This is a genomic window from Mycobacterium sp. AZCC_0083 (assembly GCF_014202335.1).
In the GTDB taxonomy this organism is placed as follows: Bacteria; Actinomycetota; Actinomycetes; order Mycobacteriales; family Mycobacteriaceae; genus Mycobacterium.
In genome coordinates this window covers 76849-91790 of record NZ_JACHGP010000010.1, presented here as the reverse complement: position 1 = coordinate 91790, position 14942 = coordinate 76849, and the positions used below count along the sequence as shown (strand labels likewise).

The following is a 14942-nucleotide window of genomic DNA, read 5'->3' as shown; positions in this document are numbered from 1 at the left end:
TCCCACCGCGGACTAGCGTATATGCGTGTCTGTCGTATCAACTGACGCACAGGCTACCCACGCCCGGGGCGTGGAGAGGCTGCTCGCCAGCTACCGTGCCATCCCGCCGAACGCCACCGTTCGGCTGGCCAAACCTACTTCCAACCTGTTCCGGGCCCGAGCCAAGACGTCCGGCAAGGGGCTGGATTCGTCGGGCCTGACGGGTGTGATCTCCGTCGACCCCGAAGCACGGACCGCCGACGTCGCCGGCATGTGTACCTACGAGGACCTCGTCGCCGCCACACTGCCCTTCGGGCTGTCGCCGCTGGTGGTGCCACAACTGAAGACCATCACCCTTGGTGGCGCCGTCACCGGTCTCGGCATCGAATCGGCGTCGTTCCGCAACGGCTTGCCGCACGAATCGGTGCTGGAGCTGGACATCATCACCGGCGCGGGCGAAGTCGTCACCGCGTCGCGCGACCAGCACGCCGATCTGTTCAGGACATTCCCGAATTCCTACGGCACGCTGGGCTATTCGGTGCGGCTGAAGATCGAGCTGGAGCCGGTCAAGCCGTTCGTCAGCCTGCGGCACCTGCGGTTCACGTCGTTGACGGATCTGGTCGACACGATGGAACGGATCATCGACACGGGCGGACTCGACGGTACCCGAATCGACTATCTCGACGGAGTGGTGTTCAGCGCCGACGAGAGCTACCTGTGTCTTGGCGTGCAGACGTCGACTCCCGGCCCGGTCAGCGACTACACCGGCAAGGACATCTACTACCGGTCCATCCAGCACGCAGCAGGCGAGAAGCACGACCGGCTGACCATCCACGACTACCTGTGGCGCTGGGACACCGACTGGTTCTGGTGCTCGCGCGCCTTCGGTGCGCAAAACCCCACGATCCGGCGGTTCTGGCCGCGGCGCCTCCGGCGCAGCAGCTTCTACTGGAAGCTCATCGGCTACGACCAGCGGTTCGACATCGCCGACCGGATAGAGAAGCACAACGGGCGGCCGCCACGCGAGCGCGTCGTGCAGGACATCGAGGTGCCGATCGAGCGCACGGCGGCGTTCCTCGACTGGTTCCTGACCGACGTGCCGATCGAGCCGCTCTGGCTGTGTCCGCTGCGGCTTCGCGACGACGCCGGCTGGCCGCTGTACCCGATCGGCGGGCACCACACCTACGTCAACGTCGGCTTCTGGTCATCGGTGCCGATCGGGCCCAAAGATGGGTATACCAACAGGATGATCGAGAGCAAGGTCAGCGAATTCGACGGACACAAGTCCCTGTACTCCGATGCGTACTACTCCGCGGAAGAGTTCGACGAGCTCTACGGCGGGGAAACCTACAAAACAGTCAAGAAGATCTACGACCCAGATTCACGGCTGCTTGACCTTTATGCGAAGGCGGTACAGAGACGATGACTACCTACAAAGACGCGACGACGGGCCGAGAACCGACTCAGTCGGACCGGCTGACGCTGGCCGAGATCCTCGAGATCTTCACCGCTGGAAACGAACTGCCACTGAAGTTCACCGCGTACGACGGCAGCTCGGCCGGGCCCGACGACGCCCAGCTCGGCCTGAACCTGCGCACCCCGCGCGGCACCACCTACTTGGCCACCGCACCGGGTGATCTCGGGTTGGCCCGCGCCTACGTCTCCGGTGATCTGGAGCCCCAAGGTGTGCACCCCGGCGATCCGTACGACCTGCTCTGCGCGCTCGCCGACAAGCTCGACTTCAAGCGCCCACCGGCGCGGGTGCTCGCCAACATCGTGCGGTCGATCGGACTCGAGCGGCTCATGCCCATTGCCCCGCCGCCACAGGAGGCGCTGCCCCGCTGGCGCCGCATGGCGGAGGGCTTGCGGCACAGCAAGACTCGCGACGCCGACGCGATCCACCACCACTACGACGTGTCGAACGCGTTCTACGAATGGGTGCTCGGCCCGTCGATGACCTACACCTGTGCGGCCTATACCGATCCTGACGCGTCGCTGGAGGACGCGCAGGAGAACAAGTACCGCCTGGTGTTCGAGAAGCTGCGGCTGCAGCCGGGCGATCGGCTCCTCGACGTCGGCTGTGGTTGGGGCAGCATGGTGCGCTACGCGGCCAAGCAGGGCGTCAAGACGATCGGCGTCACGCTCTCGAAGGAGCAGGCGGCGTGGGCGCAGAACGCCATCGCCGAACAGGGCCTTTCCGACCTGGCCGAGGTACGCCACGGCGACTACCGCGACGTGCGGGAGTCCGGGTTCGACGCCGTGTCCTCGATCGGGCTGACCGAGCACATCGGCGTGCAGAACTACCCGTCGTACTTCCGCTTCCTGAAGTCGAAGATGCGCAGCGGCGCCCTGCTGCTGAACCATTGCATCACCCGGCCCGACAACAGGACGGGCGCGTCCGCGGGTGGCTTCATCGACCGCTACGTGTTCCCCGACGGGGAGCTCACCGGGTCGGGCCGCATCATCAGCGAAGCTCAGGACGTCGGGCTGGAAGTGGTGCACGAGGAGAACCTGCGCCACCACTACGCGTTGACGCTGCGCGACTGGTGCGCCAACCTCGTCGAGCACTGGGACGAGGCGGTCGAGGAGGTCGGCCTTCCCACCGCCAAGGTGTGGGGGTTGTACATGGCCGGATCACGGCTCGGCTTCGAGTCGAATGTGGTTCAGCTGCACCAGGTTCTGGCGGTCAAGCTCAACGCCAAGGGCGGCGACGGCGGGCTGCCCTTGCGCCCGTGGTGGACGCCCTAGCGGCTGAAGTATGGCGCGCCTCGGATGCCACCACTGATCTTCTGGTGAACCGCAGATCATCCAGTCTTGGTACTGGGCTCGGTGGTCTCCGCGTTCTCCGCGGCACCGAACAACGCCACCGCCACTGCACCCCCGACGGCACCGACGAACGCCATTGCCACCAGCCAGCCCATGCCGGGCGCCGAGGTGTCGCCGAGCAGCACCACGCCGACGATTCCAGGAATCACCGTCTCGCCGGCGACGAGTGCGGCCGAGGCTCCGGTGACGGAACCGATCTGCAGTGCCACGGTGAACAGATAGAAACCGCCAACGCCAGCGACCGCCACCGCGTACGTCGCCGGGTCGGCCAACAGCAATGCCGGCCGAAGCGGATCGACCCCGTCGACCACCCGCACCGCGACCGCCATGGCCCCGAACAAGACACCTGCGGCAAGACCGGCGGCCACGGCGGCGCGGCCGCCGAGCAGTTGGATCAATCCGAGTCCGACCAGCAGGATCACGGCTGAGAACGCCAGCACGCCCCAGTGCACCCCACGGTTCGAAGCGTGGTCACCGACGTGACCGGCGGTGAGTCCCAATACGCAAAGGGACACGACGACCACCACGATGGCCACCAAGTCGCGGGCACGCAGGCGCACCCCGAGCACCAAGACACCGAGTACGGCCGTCACCACCAGACTGGCGCTCATGATCGTCTGCGACAGGAAAAGCGGAATCAGTCGGGCTGAGACGACACTTCCCACGAAGCCCACGACATCGAGGGCCATCCCGGCGAGGAACGCTGGGGTTAGCGCGGCGCGGACAGTTGCCTCCAAAGACGGGGCACCCGAGCCGGTAACCGCGTCATTGGTTCCATGTTCGCCGTCGGCGGCAGCGGCGCTGCGCGCGCCGTAGGACTGCAGGACAGTAGCCGTCCCATAGCCGAAGCACGCGAGCAACGCCGCGATCACACCGATCAACATGCTGCCAGTATTGCCGCAGTCCGCTTGGCGCGATCGCAATGGGGGCCGCGGGCCGAGACTGTCGAGGTGTGGGGGCTGTACATGGCCGGATCACGGCTCGGCTTCGAGTCGAATGTGGTTCAGCTGCACCAGGTTCTGGCGGTCAAGCTCAACGCCAAGGGCGGCGACGGCGGGCTGCCCTTGCGCCCGTAGTGGACACCGTAGCGGGGCACCGCGGTAGCGCGTTTGGGCGAACCAGCGGTTCAGCGCGTCACGCCGCCCGAGTTCCTGCCCTACGCCGCCTGACATGGGGTGATCAGGCCGGGGCCTCGAGCCAGTCGCCGACCACGACGAGATCCGCTTCGGTCAACCCCGACCTCGGATCGACACGATGAAGCAAAGCCGACCCTCCGTGATGTGCGCCCACCCATGCACGATCGATGTCGGAGATCTCGTCGTCGAGCCAGACGAAGCGACGCCCAGCGGCAGCTGCCACCAGCGCCACCGTCTTCCAGTGCAGGGTGCCGATCGGATCCTCCAGTGGCGCTTCGGGCAGATCAGCCACCGGCAACGGTGGGAGCCCGAGCAGCGGGGCGATCACCTCGTTGGCGTCGTGCATCCAGGCCGTGGCCCAGACCAGATCGCAGGCAAGTGCCAGCAATCGTCGACCATGCGTACGGTCCATCCGCGCCAGCCGCGGGTTGCGGCGACTCTGCCATTCCTGCCAATCGACAAGCGTCGCATCGAGTTTCGCTCCATCGCTGGGCAACAGGGTGCCATCCACGTCCAGGAACAACAGCGCACGGCCGACCACAACGGCAACCTATCAAGCCGCCAGCACACCTCGCCGGGATTACCGAGCGGACCTTCCTGGAAGAGCCCTAGCGGGCAGGGTCGATCGGACGGGCACCCAGCTCGTTCTGCAGTAGCTCGAGCGCGACCTCCTCTGGATCGCGACGGGGTGTGGTCTCGGCGTGCTCGGCCTCGGCGAGCATGCTCTCCTCGTCGTCTTCCTCCGGCGGGGGTGGCGCGGGGGCGCCCCCTCTCCCGTCGCTCCGCTCGCCCTGGCCGGGTCGGCCGCGTTCCGCAGGCGCAGGCGCGGTCGGTGAGCCTGCCTCGCAGCGGACGGCCCAGTTCACGCCGAGAGCGTCCTTGAGCGCGTCGCGGATGATCTCGACGTTGTTTTGCTCGTTGAGCCGCTTGGCCAGGGGTGCGGATACGTGGCTGAGCACCAGGGTGTCGTCCTCGACGGCCACCACGATGGCGCCGTCGAGCATGACGTCGGTGGTGCGCCTGCGCTCACGCACCTTCTCCCGGACCGTCGTCCACATGGAGCGGACGGCGCCCGCGTCCGGTTGCCCGCCGGTGACCGGTGGCGGCGGCTCAGGCGCGGACTCGACCGGCGGCGGAGGTGGGGGCGGCGCGGACTCGACCGGCGGTGGCGGCGCCGGCGGTGCGGGTTCCGGCGGTGCGGGTTCCGGCGGTGCGGGTTCTGGATCGGGCGGGACCTCGGCGCGAGGCACTTCGACAGGGGGCGGCACGGGCGCCTTCGGCTCCTCAGCCACCGCAACCGGGGTCGGCTCCGGCGCCTGGCTCCGCCGCACGAAGTTCTTGCCTGCCGAGGAAGCGGCCCGCGGTGCCGCCTCGTCGGCAGGTATCGAGACGTCCAGTCGCGTCTCGAGCCTCTCGATCCGTTGCAGCAGAGCCGCTTCCGTATCGCTCGCCGACGGCAGCAGCAGCCGCGCGCACACCACTTCCAGTAGCAGTCGCGGCGCGGTGGCGCCCCGCATCTCACCGAGGCCGGCGTGCACCACCTCGGCGTAGCGGGCCAACGTCGCGGTGCCGAGCCGCTCGGCTTGGCTGCGCATCCGTTCCAACACGTCGTCGGGCGCGTCGACCACACCGCGCGCCGCGGCGTCGGGAACGGCCTGCAGCACGATCAGGTCGCGGAACCGGTCCAGCAGATCGATGGCGAACCGCCGCGGGTCGTGGCCGGCGTCGATCAAGGACTCGATGGCCCCGAAGAGCGCCGAGGCGTCACCCGCGGCCAGCGCGTCGACGGAGGCGTCGATCAGCGCGAGGTCGGTGGCGCCGAGCAGGGCCAGCGCCCGCTGATACACCACGCGGTTCCCGTCGGCGCCCGCGAGCAGCTGGTCGAGCACCGACAGCGTGTCGCGCGGCGAACCGCCACCCGCCCGGATCACCAACGGGTACACCGCGTCGTCGACGACGACGTTCTCCTGCGCACAGATCCGTTCGAGCAGCGGGCGCATGGTCTTGGGCGCGAGCAGCCGGAACGGGTAGTGATGGGTGCGCGAGCGGATGGTCGGCAGCACCTTTTCGGGTTCAGTCGTGGCGAACACGAAGATCAGGTGCTCGGGTGGCTCCTCGACTATCTTGAGCAGCGCGTTGAAGCCTGCCGTCGTCACCATGTGCGCCTCATCGATGATGAAGATGCGGTATCGCGACTGGGCAGGCGCATAGAACGCCCGGTCGCGCAGTTCGCGGGTGTCGTCGACGCCGCCGTGGCTGGCCGCGTCGAGTTCGACGACGTCGACGTTGCCGGGTCCGTTGGGGGCCAGGGCGACGCAGGAGTCACATGAGCCGCACGGCGCAGGAGTGGGGCCGTCGGCACAGTTCAGCGAGCGGGCGAGGATGCGGGCCGAGGACGTCTTGCCACACCCACGCGGGCCGGAGAACAGGTAGGCGTGGTTGATCCGGCCCGACGACAGCGCCGTCGACAGCGGTTCGGTGACGTGCTCCTGGCCGACTACTTCACCGAACGTCGCCGGCCGGTACTTGCGGTAGAGAGCCACACGAGCAGGCTACCCAGCCGCCCCGACTAATCGCGTGCCAGCAGTGACTCGGTCGCCGCGAACAGCGCACATGTCGACAGCCCGTCGATCGCCTCACGCAGCTCGGGCGCCGACGGGAACGACGGCGCGATCCGAATGTTCTTGTCGTCCGGATCTTTTCGATACGGGAATGCCGCACCTGCTTCGGTCACCGCGATGCCTGCGTCCTTGGCCAGCGCGATGGTCCTGCGCGCGGTTCCCGGCCAGACGTCCAGACTGACGAAGTATCCGCCCTTGGGATCGGTCCACGACGCGATCTTGGACTCGCCGAGCCGGTCCTCGAGGATCTCGGCGACCAGGGCGAACTTCGGCGCCAGCAGCTGCTGATGGCGCTGCATCTGCAATCGCACGCCGTCGGCGTCCCCGAAGAACCTCAGATGGCGGAGTTGGTTGATCTTGTCGGGGCCGATCGACTTCTTGCCAGAGTGCTGCAGGTACCAGGCGATGTTGCCGAGCGAGCCGCCGAAGAAGCTGACCCCGGCGCCCGCGAACGTGATCTTCGACGTCGACGCGAACACCAGCGGGCGGTTGGGGTTGCCCGCCGCGGCGGCCAGCCCGAGCACGTCGACCTGCGGCGCGAAGTCGTGCGTCAACGTGTGCACCGCGTACGCGTTGTCCCAGAACAGCCGGAAATCGGCCGCGGCGGTCTTCATCTGGACGAGACGGCGGACGTTCTCCCAGGAGTACGTGGTGCCCGTCGGGTTGGAGTGCATCGGCACGCACCACATGCCCTTCACCGCGGGGTCGAGCGCGACCAGTTCCTCGATGAGGTCGACGTCGGGGCCGTCCTCGCGCATCGCCACGGGGATCATCTCGATACCGAGGCTCTCGGTGATGGCGAAGTGCCGGTCGTAGCCGGGCGCCGGGCACAGGAACTTGATTCCCGGCTCCTGGATCCACGGCCGCTGCGAGTCCACCCCGCCGTGCAACAGCGAAAACACGACGACGTCGTGCATGAGTTCGAGGCTGGCGTTGTTGCCCGCGATGAGGTTGGGCACCGGGATCCCGAGCAGCTCGCCGAAGATGGCCCGCAGTTCGGGCAGGCCGTGCAAGCCGCCGTAGTTGCGGGTGTCGGTGCCGTCCCCGTCGCGGTAGGAGTCCTTCCCCGAACCCGGCAGACTGAGCAGGTCGTTGGAGAGGTCGAGCTGCGCGGGGGACGGCTTTCCCCTGGTGAGGTCGAGGCTGAGCTTCTTGGCCTGCAGGTCGGCGTAGCTGCGGAGCTGCCGTTCGTGCTGCGCCTGCAGTTCGTCACGGCCGAGGGATTCAAACGACACGGCGCACGCCTTTCGCCATCTACCAAGCCGTGGAAAGAGAAGGGGACCCCGCGCACCCGCCAGAGCCCATTGACCCTTGCTGCCTTCCGGCCCTGGGGGAGTTCACAGGATGGACGCCGCGCGGGGTCCGAACCAGAGTGTAGTACCCGGTGACCCGGCGACTGGTCGGGCGTCATAGGCCGGTCGGCTACCATTGCCCGCGGAGGATTCGCCTAGTGGCCTATGGCGCTCGCCTGGAACGCGGGTTGGGTTAACGCCCTCAGGGGTTCAAATCCCCTATCCTCCGCACTTGGTCCGGGGTGCGATCTGCCGATGGTAGATCGCACTCCGGCCCGTTGAAGGCCGACGACGTCAAGGAGGACCATGCGGCGCTGGATCGCGGTGTTGTGGAACACGTCGTTCTTGGTCCTCGCTGGAGTCCTCTACTTCTTCTTCGTGTTGCCGCGCTGGCCCGAGCTGCTCGGCGACACGTCCCACACCCTCGGCACCGCACTGCGCATCATCACGGGTGCACTGATCGGGCTGGCCGCGCTGCCGGTGGTCTTCACCTTCCTGCGCACGCGCAAGCCCGAGTTCGGCACACCACGCCTGGCGCTCACCTTGCGGGTCGTGTCGATCGCCCTGCTAGTACTCGCGAGCGTGCTCATCATCGGCACCGCCATCAGCGAGCTCTGGCTGAGCCTGGACAGCGCAGGCCAGTGGCTGTTCGGCATCTACGGTGCCGCCGCCGCGATCGCGTTGCTCGGTGTGCTCGGCTTCCATCTGGCGTTCACCGCCGAGTTGCCGCCGCCCCCGCCGAAGCCGTTGAAGCCCAAGACCGAGAAGCGTCGTCGCGGACGGGGCGCGGCCGCCGACGAGGACGAGACACCCGCTGACTCCGTAGTGACCGACGCCGTCTCGGACGAGGACGCGGAGGCCGCCGACGACACCGCCGACGCCGACGCTCCGGCACCCGTCTCGGCCGACGAACCGTCGGAATCCACCGAGGCTGTTGAGCTCACCGAGACCACTGCGGCTGACGAGACCTCTGAGGCCAATGAGGTCGACGAACCGGCTAACGCCGACGACGCCGACGACGATAGAGCTGACAACGACGAGGAAACCGCAGGCAAGCTGCGCAATCGACGCCCGTCGGGTAAGTCGTTGTTCAGGCGCTCCCGCGGTGGGGTCGCCCTCGAAGACTGACCCGGTCCGGCCGTCAGCACAGCGCGTTCACCGACAGCCTGGGTACTCCCCGTAAGTATTGTGGGAAAGATCTAGGTAAGGCGGCGTATGGGCACGTTCGGATCCCGCTGGCGACTCGTCGTCGGTATCGCGGCGACGGTCGTCGCCAGTGTCGTCACACTTGCGCCCGCCAGCGCGGCACCCGTCGACCTCTCCGGGGCGGTCGCACAGGTGGAACCCGCGACCGTGCGGATCGACACCGTCATCAACTACCAGCATGCGATCGGCGCGGGCACCGGCATCATCCTCGATCCCGGCGGCACCATCCTGACGAACTTCCACGTCGTGCAGGGCGCGGACAACATCACCGCGACGGCGCTCGGTCTCCCCTACGCGGTGGACCTGGTCGGCTACGACCGTGGCCACGACATCGCCGTGCTGCAAATGCGCGGCACCGCAGGCGGTCTGCCCGCAGCCGTGATCGGCGACTCGTCGGCACTCGCGGCCGGTGACCCCGTGGTGGCGCTCGGCAATGCCCGCGGTTCGGGCAACCCACTCACCAACGAGGCCGGCACGGTGACCGGGTTCGGGCGCACCATCAACGCCAAGGACGAACTGACCGGAAGCGCCGAACAGATGACCGGGCTGATCGAGGTCGCCGCGCCCGTGCGAGCGGGTGACTCCGGTGGCCCACTGATCAACAGCAGGGGCGAAGTCGTCGGCGTCACCACGGCAGCATCGGTCAACTTCCGGATGGGCCCCGGCGGAGAAGGCTTCGCCATCCCGATCAACGACGCGTTGGCAGTGGCAGGCCAGATCCGATCTCGTACGCCAACGGGCAGCGTGCACATCGGCCCGCCGACCCTGCTCGGTGTTGGTGTCAGCCCGTCGGATCAGAACGAATCGTTGCCCGGCGTCTTGTTGCGCGAGGTGCTCCGCGGCGGTCCGGCACAGCAGGCAGGCCTGCTGGACGGCGACGTGCTGCTGAGCATCAACGGTGAGCAGTTGGATTCAGCCACCGCGCTCACCGACGTGCTGGACCGGCACTACCCCGGCGACGTGATCGACCTGGTCTGGATCGACCGGGGTGGTCAGCAGCGCACCGGCAAGGCGACGCTCTCCACCGGCGACTGAGACGCGACCGTACCGCCGATCTTGCGTCGGGGAATGGTCACGACCAGGTAACGTCCAGGTTGGTCTCGGTTGAGAGGCTCTGCGGTCCCACGATTGCCGACGACACGTTATGTTTGGGACGTCGTGTGACTGGGAACACACAGAGAACGACCAACCGGCCAGGGGGAGGACGCCGTGTTAATGACTTGGGTGTGGATTTACGTTGCGGCATCAGCGGTGACTACCGCGATGACGTTCGTGGCCAGCCGACGCTTGGGGGATCGGTTTCAGCCTGCCCTTGTCATGGACGCCGTCTTCGCCAGCGTGCTCGCTGGCGCGTTGTGGCCGCTCCTTCTCCTCGGAGTGGTGGAGCTGAGTTCGGTGGCGGCATACACGACTCTTGTCAAAGCCGACCCAGAAGACTACGCCAACGAGGTCGTCGTCACGCTGCGCTAATCGCGCTTGCGGTCGGAGACCTTGGATCGCTGCACCCGTTTGGCTCCCCCGGCATCATTGGGGGTGCCCGGTTGGCCGTTCCCCGTCGTCCCGCTTGGGTGGTGGGCTGACCGCCTGTCGTTACCTCGGAACCTAGATGCAAATGAAACCGGTGCCCCACCCCACTGGACCGCTGATACAGCCGAAGGGCCCGCCGCCGTTCCAAGACCCCGGCTCGCCCCAATTTCCGCCGCGTCCCCAGTCCCCGCCGTTTCCCCAGTTTCCGCCGTCTCCGTCTCCATCGTGGTTTCCATGGGGTTTGTCCTGCGGCAACGGCATCCCCGCTACGCCGGGCGACGGCGGATTGGCGTTGGCAACGCCAGCGGCCAGTCCGAATGCGCTAAGGCCAAGTGCGCCGACAATGGCGGCTTCGGCCAAGATTTTCGTCAGTTTCATTGTGCAACCCCTCTTTACGACACCTCGCGTTGCAACGCGACCCAGCCTCGTGCATGCCACTCGCTCGGCAACCTCATGCAGTGCATACAGCTAGGCACCCTCTATTTTCGTCCGTTGCCCTGGCCCACGCAAGATGCGGCAATGTCGTTGGTGCTCGGAGTGTCCCGCCATTACGGCTGGCTCAGGCCTGGTTTTCGTCATCATCCCAGTTAGCCGCGACTTTCTTGCTCGGCTGGACCCGTGGGGGTTCTCCCGGCATCTTCGGATAGTTCGGCGGGTAGGGCAGATCGCCGAGGCCGCGTTCCTCGTCGGCCTCGGCCATCTTCAACAGCGGTTCGATGGAGTGCGCGACGGCGTCGATGTCCGCCCACGGATCGTCCCGCTTGGCCACCAGGTCCGGCACCGTCGCGATGGTGTAGTCATCCGGGTCGGCGCCGGCCAGGTCGGCCCAGCTCAATGGCATTGACACCGTGGCAATCTCGGTGCGGCGCGCCGAGTAGGCCGACGCGAAGGTGCGGTCGCGCGCGTTCTGGTTGTAGTCGATGAACAACCGCTCTCCCCGTTCTTCCTTCCACCACGACGTGGTCACCGCGTCGGGCGCGCGACGCTCGACCTCGCGGGCCAACGCGATACCTGCCCTGCGCACCGCAACGAAGTCCCAGTCCGGCTTGATCCGGATGAATACGTGCACGCCACGACCACCCGAGGTCTTCGGGTAACCGACGATGCCGAGCTCGTCGAGAACGGGTTTGAGCACGTCGACGGCAATCTGGCTGGCATTGGCGAACGCGGTACCCGGCTGGGGATCCAGGTCGATCCGCAGCTCGTCGGGGTGCTCGGTGTCGGGACAGCGCACCTGCCAGGGATGCAGCGTGATGGTGCCCATCTGCGCCGCCCACGCGATCGCCGACGGGTGCGTCACCTTGAGTGCGTCCGCGGTGCGACCGGACGGAAACGTCACCTCACACGTCTGCAGATAGTCGGGATGCTTTGCAGGAACGCGTTTCTGGTAGATCTCCTCGCCGTCGATGCCGTCAGGGAACCGCTGCAGATGCGTTGGGCGGTCCCGAAGGACGGCGAGCATGGGCTGCGCGACGGCAAGGTAGTAGTCGAAGAGCGTGCGCTTGGTGCCACCCGCACCGAGCTTCGGGTAGTACACCTTGTCTGGGCTGGTCAGCCGGACGGCCACCCCGTCGACGTCGACTTCTTCTGCGGGACTGGCCATTTCATGACTCCAAGACGTCGGACAGGTCGTAGTTCAACGGCGCGTCGAGCTGGTCGAAGGTGCAGCTGCGCGGGTCGCGATCGGGCCGCCACCTGACGAACTTCACTGCGTGCCGGAACCGTTGACTTTGGTCTGATGTCGCCGGCTGCCCGGCTCCGGCAACGGCGTGTCGTTCCATCTGGTCATAGGCGACCTCTGCGACCTTCTCGGGTCGCACCGGGATCCAGCGCTTGTCGGCGGCGGAGTTCCACCGCGACGGCTCGCCGTCGTTGACCTGGTCGCCCTCCCGCAGCGGCTCGAGGTCGGCGAGCATTACCAGCCGGTCTTTGACACTGAAAGATGCTGCGCCACCGACCATTTGCAGTTCGCCGTCGTCGCGATACAGTCCGAGCAGAACGGACCCGACGCCTTCGCCGCTCTTGTGGATGCGGTAGCCGATCGCCACGCAGTCCGCGTCGCGCTTGTGCTTTACCTTGACCATCTCGCGCTTGCCTGGCACGTACTGACCGTCGAGGCGCTTGGCGATCACCCCGTCCAGGCCGGCCCCCTCGAACGTGGTCAGCCAGTGCGTTCCGAGTTCGGGGTCCTCGGTGGTCCTGGTGACGTGGCACCACTGCTTTTCGTTGACCAGATCGATCAACGCCTGTCTGCGTTCCCGGAACGGCTCCCCCAGCAGCGACCGGTCGCCGGTGGCCAGCGCGTCGAATCCGATGAAGTGGGCCGGGGTCTGCTCGGCGAGCATCCGGATGCGGCTCTCGGCGGGGTGGATGCGCTGGCTCAGCGACTCCCAGTCCAGCCGGATCCGGCCGTCGATCTCACGTGGGACGACGACCTCGCCATCGAGCACGCAACGGGGCGCCAGCTCGTCGCGTAGCGAGTCGAGCAGCTCGGGGAAGTAGCGGCCGAGATCCTTGCCGCTGCGCGACAGGACCACCACATCGTCGCCGTCGCGGAAGACCAGCGCGCGAAACCCGTCCCACTTGGGCTCATACGACCACACCCCGGGATCGTCGGGCACTTTCTCCGCGGCCTTGGCCAGCATCGGATCCACGGGTGGCTGCACGGGGAGGTCCACGTTGCCCATTATTGCGTCCATGCCACTTCAGACCTGCGAGGTCGGGCAATGTCATCGCTTGCGGCCGTTTGTCTAGCTGTGCAGCCTGTGGCGCGAAACCTTCTCGCGGTTTCCGCAGACTTGCATGCTGCACCAGCGGCGCTTCCCGCCGCGCGACGTGTCCAGGAACAACCAGCCGCAGCGGGGGCAGGACCGCAGCCTCTCGCGGGGCAGGGTGAAGAAACCTTCGATCGAGAGCATGGCCAGGACGGCCGTGACGGCGTCGGGGTTCCGCCACCGGGCAAGAGCGAGATCGGGTCTCGTGCCATCCAGTTCGACTGCGCCGCTGGCAAGTCCACTCGCGGCGGACGCGTAGAGGAAGCCCAACGCCTCCGTCGGAGGCGCCTCCTTCGCGGCGATCGACCCGAAGATCTGGGCCGATGCCTCCCGTACCGCATGGATCCGCTGCACGAATGACTCGCCTGTTATGCCTGCGACTGCCGCGGCCTCGCGAGCGCCGGCTAGCCCCGACGCCTTGAACCAGTTTCCGATGTCGCGGGCGGATTTGAGCAGCTCGTTGTCGGGTTCGGGCACCCGCCGATTGAACACGGCGTTCGCGAGGTCGAGGGCGGGATGCCCGCCGATGAAATGCTCCGGCGCCCATTTCGTCTCTGCGTCCACCACTGACCGTAACCTTATTTTGCATGTTTAGCGGTTACCTCAACCGGTAACCGCTATAGCTATGGTATCCGGTAGACGGTACTCCCGTCAGGCGGAAGAGGGAGGCAAGCGAGATGCAAAACCATCGTCACAAGACCCGCCACGAGACGGTCGACGTCCAAGGCATCGACATCTTCTACCGACATGCTGGAGACCCGGCGATGCCGGCGATCCTGCTGCTGCACGGCTATCCGAACTCGTCGTCCGCCTATCGCAACCTCATCGAACCGTTGGCCGAATCCGCCTACGTCGTCGCACCGGATCTGCCCGGATTCGGATTCTCCTCCGCGCCCTCCGCCGACGACTACGACTACACGTTCGAGAACATCGCCGACACGATCGACGCGTTCCTCGCCGCGCTGAATGTCGAGCGGTTCTTCCTGTTCGTCACTGATTTCGGCACGCCAGTGGGCTACTACCTCGCGACGCGCCGGCCCGACCGGATCCGTGGCCTGATCGTTCAGAACGGCAATGCCCATGACGAGGGGCTGGGGCCCGATTGGGACGGTCCGAAGGCGTTCTTTGCCGACCCCACCGAGGCGAACAGGGCCAAGCTGCCCGAGTGGATGAATTTCGATACCACCCGATACCAGTACGTCGGAGAGCAGCCGGATCGCCTGGCGTATCTCTATCCTCCCGAGGGCTGGCATCTCGACTGGGAGCGATTGTCGCGGCCAGGAATCATCGACATCCAATTCAAGATCTTCTCGGACTACGGGTCACACATTGCGCGCTTCCCGACCATCCAGGCCTACCACTCCGAGCACCAGCCGCCGTGCCTTCTGCTTTGGGGCAGGCATGACCCCTTCTTCGATCTCAACGAGGTCATGGCATTCGACCGCGCCCTCGATGCGCTGGAAATCCACGTCTTCGAGAGCGGACATCAGCTCTTGGAAACCCATCACTGCGAATGCGCGGATCTCGTGGCCCGTTTCATGCTCGACGTGGACGCCGGGCGAGTCTAGGGACTCACCCATA

Annotated in this window: 14 protein-coding genes, 1 tRNA gene, 1 other RNA gene and 1 pseudogene; 8 read left to right on the top strand and 9 right to left on the bottom strand. The window is 66.6% G+C overall.

Going from position 1 to position 14942, the window contains the following annotated elements; all coding sequences use genetic code 11:
• The first annotated feature begins 25 nt into the window (after nucleotides 1-25).
• On the top strand, nucleotides 26-1405 hold the full coding sequence (locus HNP02_RS24590) for an FAD-binding oxidoreductase (protein WP_184443106.1): 1380 nt from the start codon (nucleotides 26-28) through the stop codon (nucleotides 1403-1405).
• Nucleotides 1402-2727 (top strand): class I SAM-dependent methyltransferase, encoded by a 1326-nt coding sequence (locus HNP02_RS24585; RefSeq protein ID WP_184443105.1) that lies wholly within the window; start codon nucleotides 1402-1404, stop codon nucleotides 2725-2727. The genes HNP02_RS24590 and HNP02_RS24585 overlap by 4 nt, the downstream gene beginning before the upstream one ends.
• Nucleotides 2728-2783: 56 nt before the next feature.
• Here the strand turns inward: HNP02_RS24585 and HNP02_RS24580 are convergent, their stop codons facing one another.
• Nucleotides 2784-3689 (bottom strand): hypothetical protein, encoded by a 906-nt coding sequence (locus tag HNP02_RS24580; protein WP_184443104.1) that lies wholly within the window; start codon nucleotides 3687-3689, stop codon nucleotides 2784-2786.
• Nucleotides 3690-3746: 57 nt separating this feature from the next.
• Between HNP02_RS24580 and HNP02_RS24575 the strand changes: the two are divergent.
• Nucleotides 3747-3881, top strand: a pseudogene (locus tag HNP02_RS24575) (SAM-dependent methyltransferase); the annotation flags it as partial.
• A 103-nt stretch (nucleotides 3882-3984) separates the two neighbouring features.
• Here HNP02_RS24575 and HNP02_RS24570 read toward each other — a convergent pair.
• From HNP02_RS24570 to ffs, 4 genes are all read right to left on the bottom strand, one after another.
• The gene (locus HNP02_RS24570; RefSeq protein WP_184443103.1) at nucleotides 3985-4482 is read right to left on the bottom strand and encodes an HAD domain-containing protein; all 498 of its coding nucleotides are present in this window, start codon (nucleotides 4480-4482) and stop codon (nucleotides 3985-3987) included.
• A gap of 67 nt (nucleotides 4483-4549) precedes the next feature.
• Nucleotides 4550-6484 (bottom strand): DNA polymerase III subunits gamma/tau, encoded by a 1935-nt coding sequence (locus HNP02_RS24565; RefSeq protein WP_184443102.1) that lies wholly within the window; start codon nucleotides 6482-6484, stop codon nucleotides 4550-4552.
• A gap of 26 nt (nucleotides 6485-6510) precedes the next feature.
• Nucleotides 6511-7797, bottom strand: a complete 1287-nt coding sequence (locus tag HNP02_RS24560) for an aminotransferase class I/II-fold pyridoxal phosphate-dependent enzyme (protein WP_184443101.1) — start codon at nucleotides 7795-7797, stop codon at nucleotides 6511-6513.
• 37 nt (nucleotides 7798-7834) lie between these two features.
• An RNA gene (ffs, locus tag HNP02_RS24555) (signal recognition particle sRNA small type) lies at nucleotides 7835-7929 on the bottom strand.
• Between the two features lie 69 nt (nucleotides 7930-7998).
• Between ffs and HNP02_RS24550 the strand changes: the two genes are divergently transcribed.
• The 4 genes from HNP02_RS24550 to HNP02_RS24535 all read left to right on the top strand — a co-directional run bounded on the left by HNP02_RS24550 (nucleotide 7999) and on the right by HNP02_RS24535 (nucleotide 10530).
• Nucleotides 7999-8083 (top strand) — tRNA-Ser (locus HNP02_RS24550).
• A gap of 77 nt (nucleotides 8084-8160) precedes the next feature.
• Nucleotides 8161-8982, top strand: a complete 822-nt coding sequence (locus HNP02_RS24545; protein ID WP_184443100.1) for a hypothetical protein — start codon at nucleotides 8161-8163, stop codon at nucleotides 8980-8982.
• Between the two features lie 87 nt (nucleotides 8983-9069).
• Nucleotides 9070-10095, top strand: coding sequence for a S1C family serine protease (locus tag HNP02_RS24540; protein WP_184443099.1), 1026 nt, complete (start codon nucleotides 9070-9072; stop codon nucleotides 10093-10095).
• A 216-nt stretch (nucleotides 10096-10311) separates the two neighbouring features.
• Nucleotides 10312-10530 carry a hypothetical protein gene (locus tag HNP02_RS24535; protein WP_221317962.1) on the top strand — a complete coding sequence of 73 codons (219 nt, stop codon included), beginning with the start codon at nucleotides 10312-10314 and terminating at the stop codon, nucleotides 10528-10530.
• Nucleotides 10531-10662: 132 nt separating this feature from the next.
• Here the strand turns inward: HNP02_RS24535 and HNP02_RS24530 are convergent, their stop codons facing one another.
• The 4 genes from HNP02_RS24530 to HNP02_RS43800 all read right to left on the bottom strand — a co-directional run bounded on the left by HNP02_RS24530 (nucleotide 10663) and on the right by HNP02_RS43800 (nucleotide 13925).
• Nucleotides 10663-10965 (bottom strand): hypothetical protein, encoded by a 303-nt coding sequence (locus HNP02_RS24530; protein WP_184443097.1) that lies wholly within the window; start codon nucleotides 10963-10965, stop codon nucleotides 10663-10665.
• A gap of 181 nt (nucleotides 10966-11146) precedes the next feature.
• Entirely contained in the window at nucleotides 11147-12190 is a 1044-nt protein-coding gene (gene ligD, locus HNP02_RS24525) for a non-homologous end-joining DNA ligase (RefSeq protein ID WP_184443096.1), read from the bottom strand.
• 1 nt (nucleotide 12191) lies between these two features.
• Nucleotides 12192-13274 carry an ATP-dependent DNA ligase gene (locus HNP02_RS24520; RefSeq protein ID WP_184443095.1) on the bottom strand — a complete coding sequence of 361 codons (1083 nt, stop codon included), beginning with the start codon at nucleotides 13272-13274 and terminating at the stop codon, nucleotides 12192-12194.
• A 63-nt stretch (nucleotides 13275-13337) separates the two neighbouring features.
• A complete protein-coding gene (locus HNP02_RS43800; protein WP_309241677.1) occupies nucleotides 13338-13925 on the bottom strand; it encodes a CGNR zinc finger domain-containing protein in 588 nt (195 codons plus the stop codon).
• Nucleotides 13926-14038: 113 nt separating this feature from the next.
• Here HNP02_RS43800 and HNP02_RS24510 point away from each other — a divergent pair, with 113 nt between their 5' ends.
• Complete coding sequence (locus HNP02_RS24510) at nucleotides 14039-14929, top strand: alpha/beta fold hydrolase (RefSeq protein ID WP_184443093.1); 891 nt, start codon at nucleotides 14039-14041, stop codon at nucleotides 14927-14929.
• Nucleotides 14930-14942 lie beyond the last annotated feature (13 nt).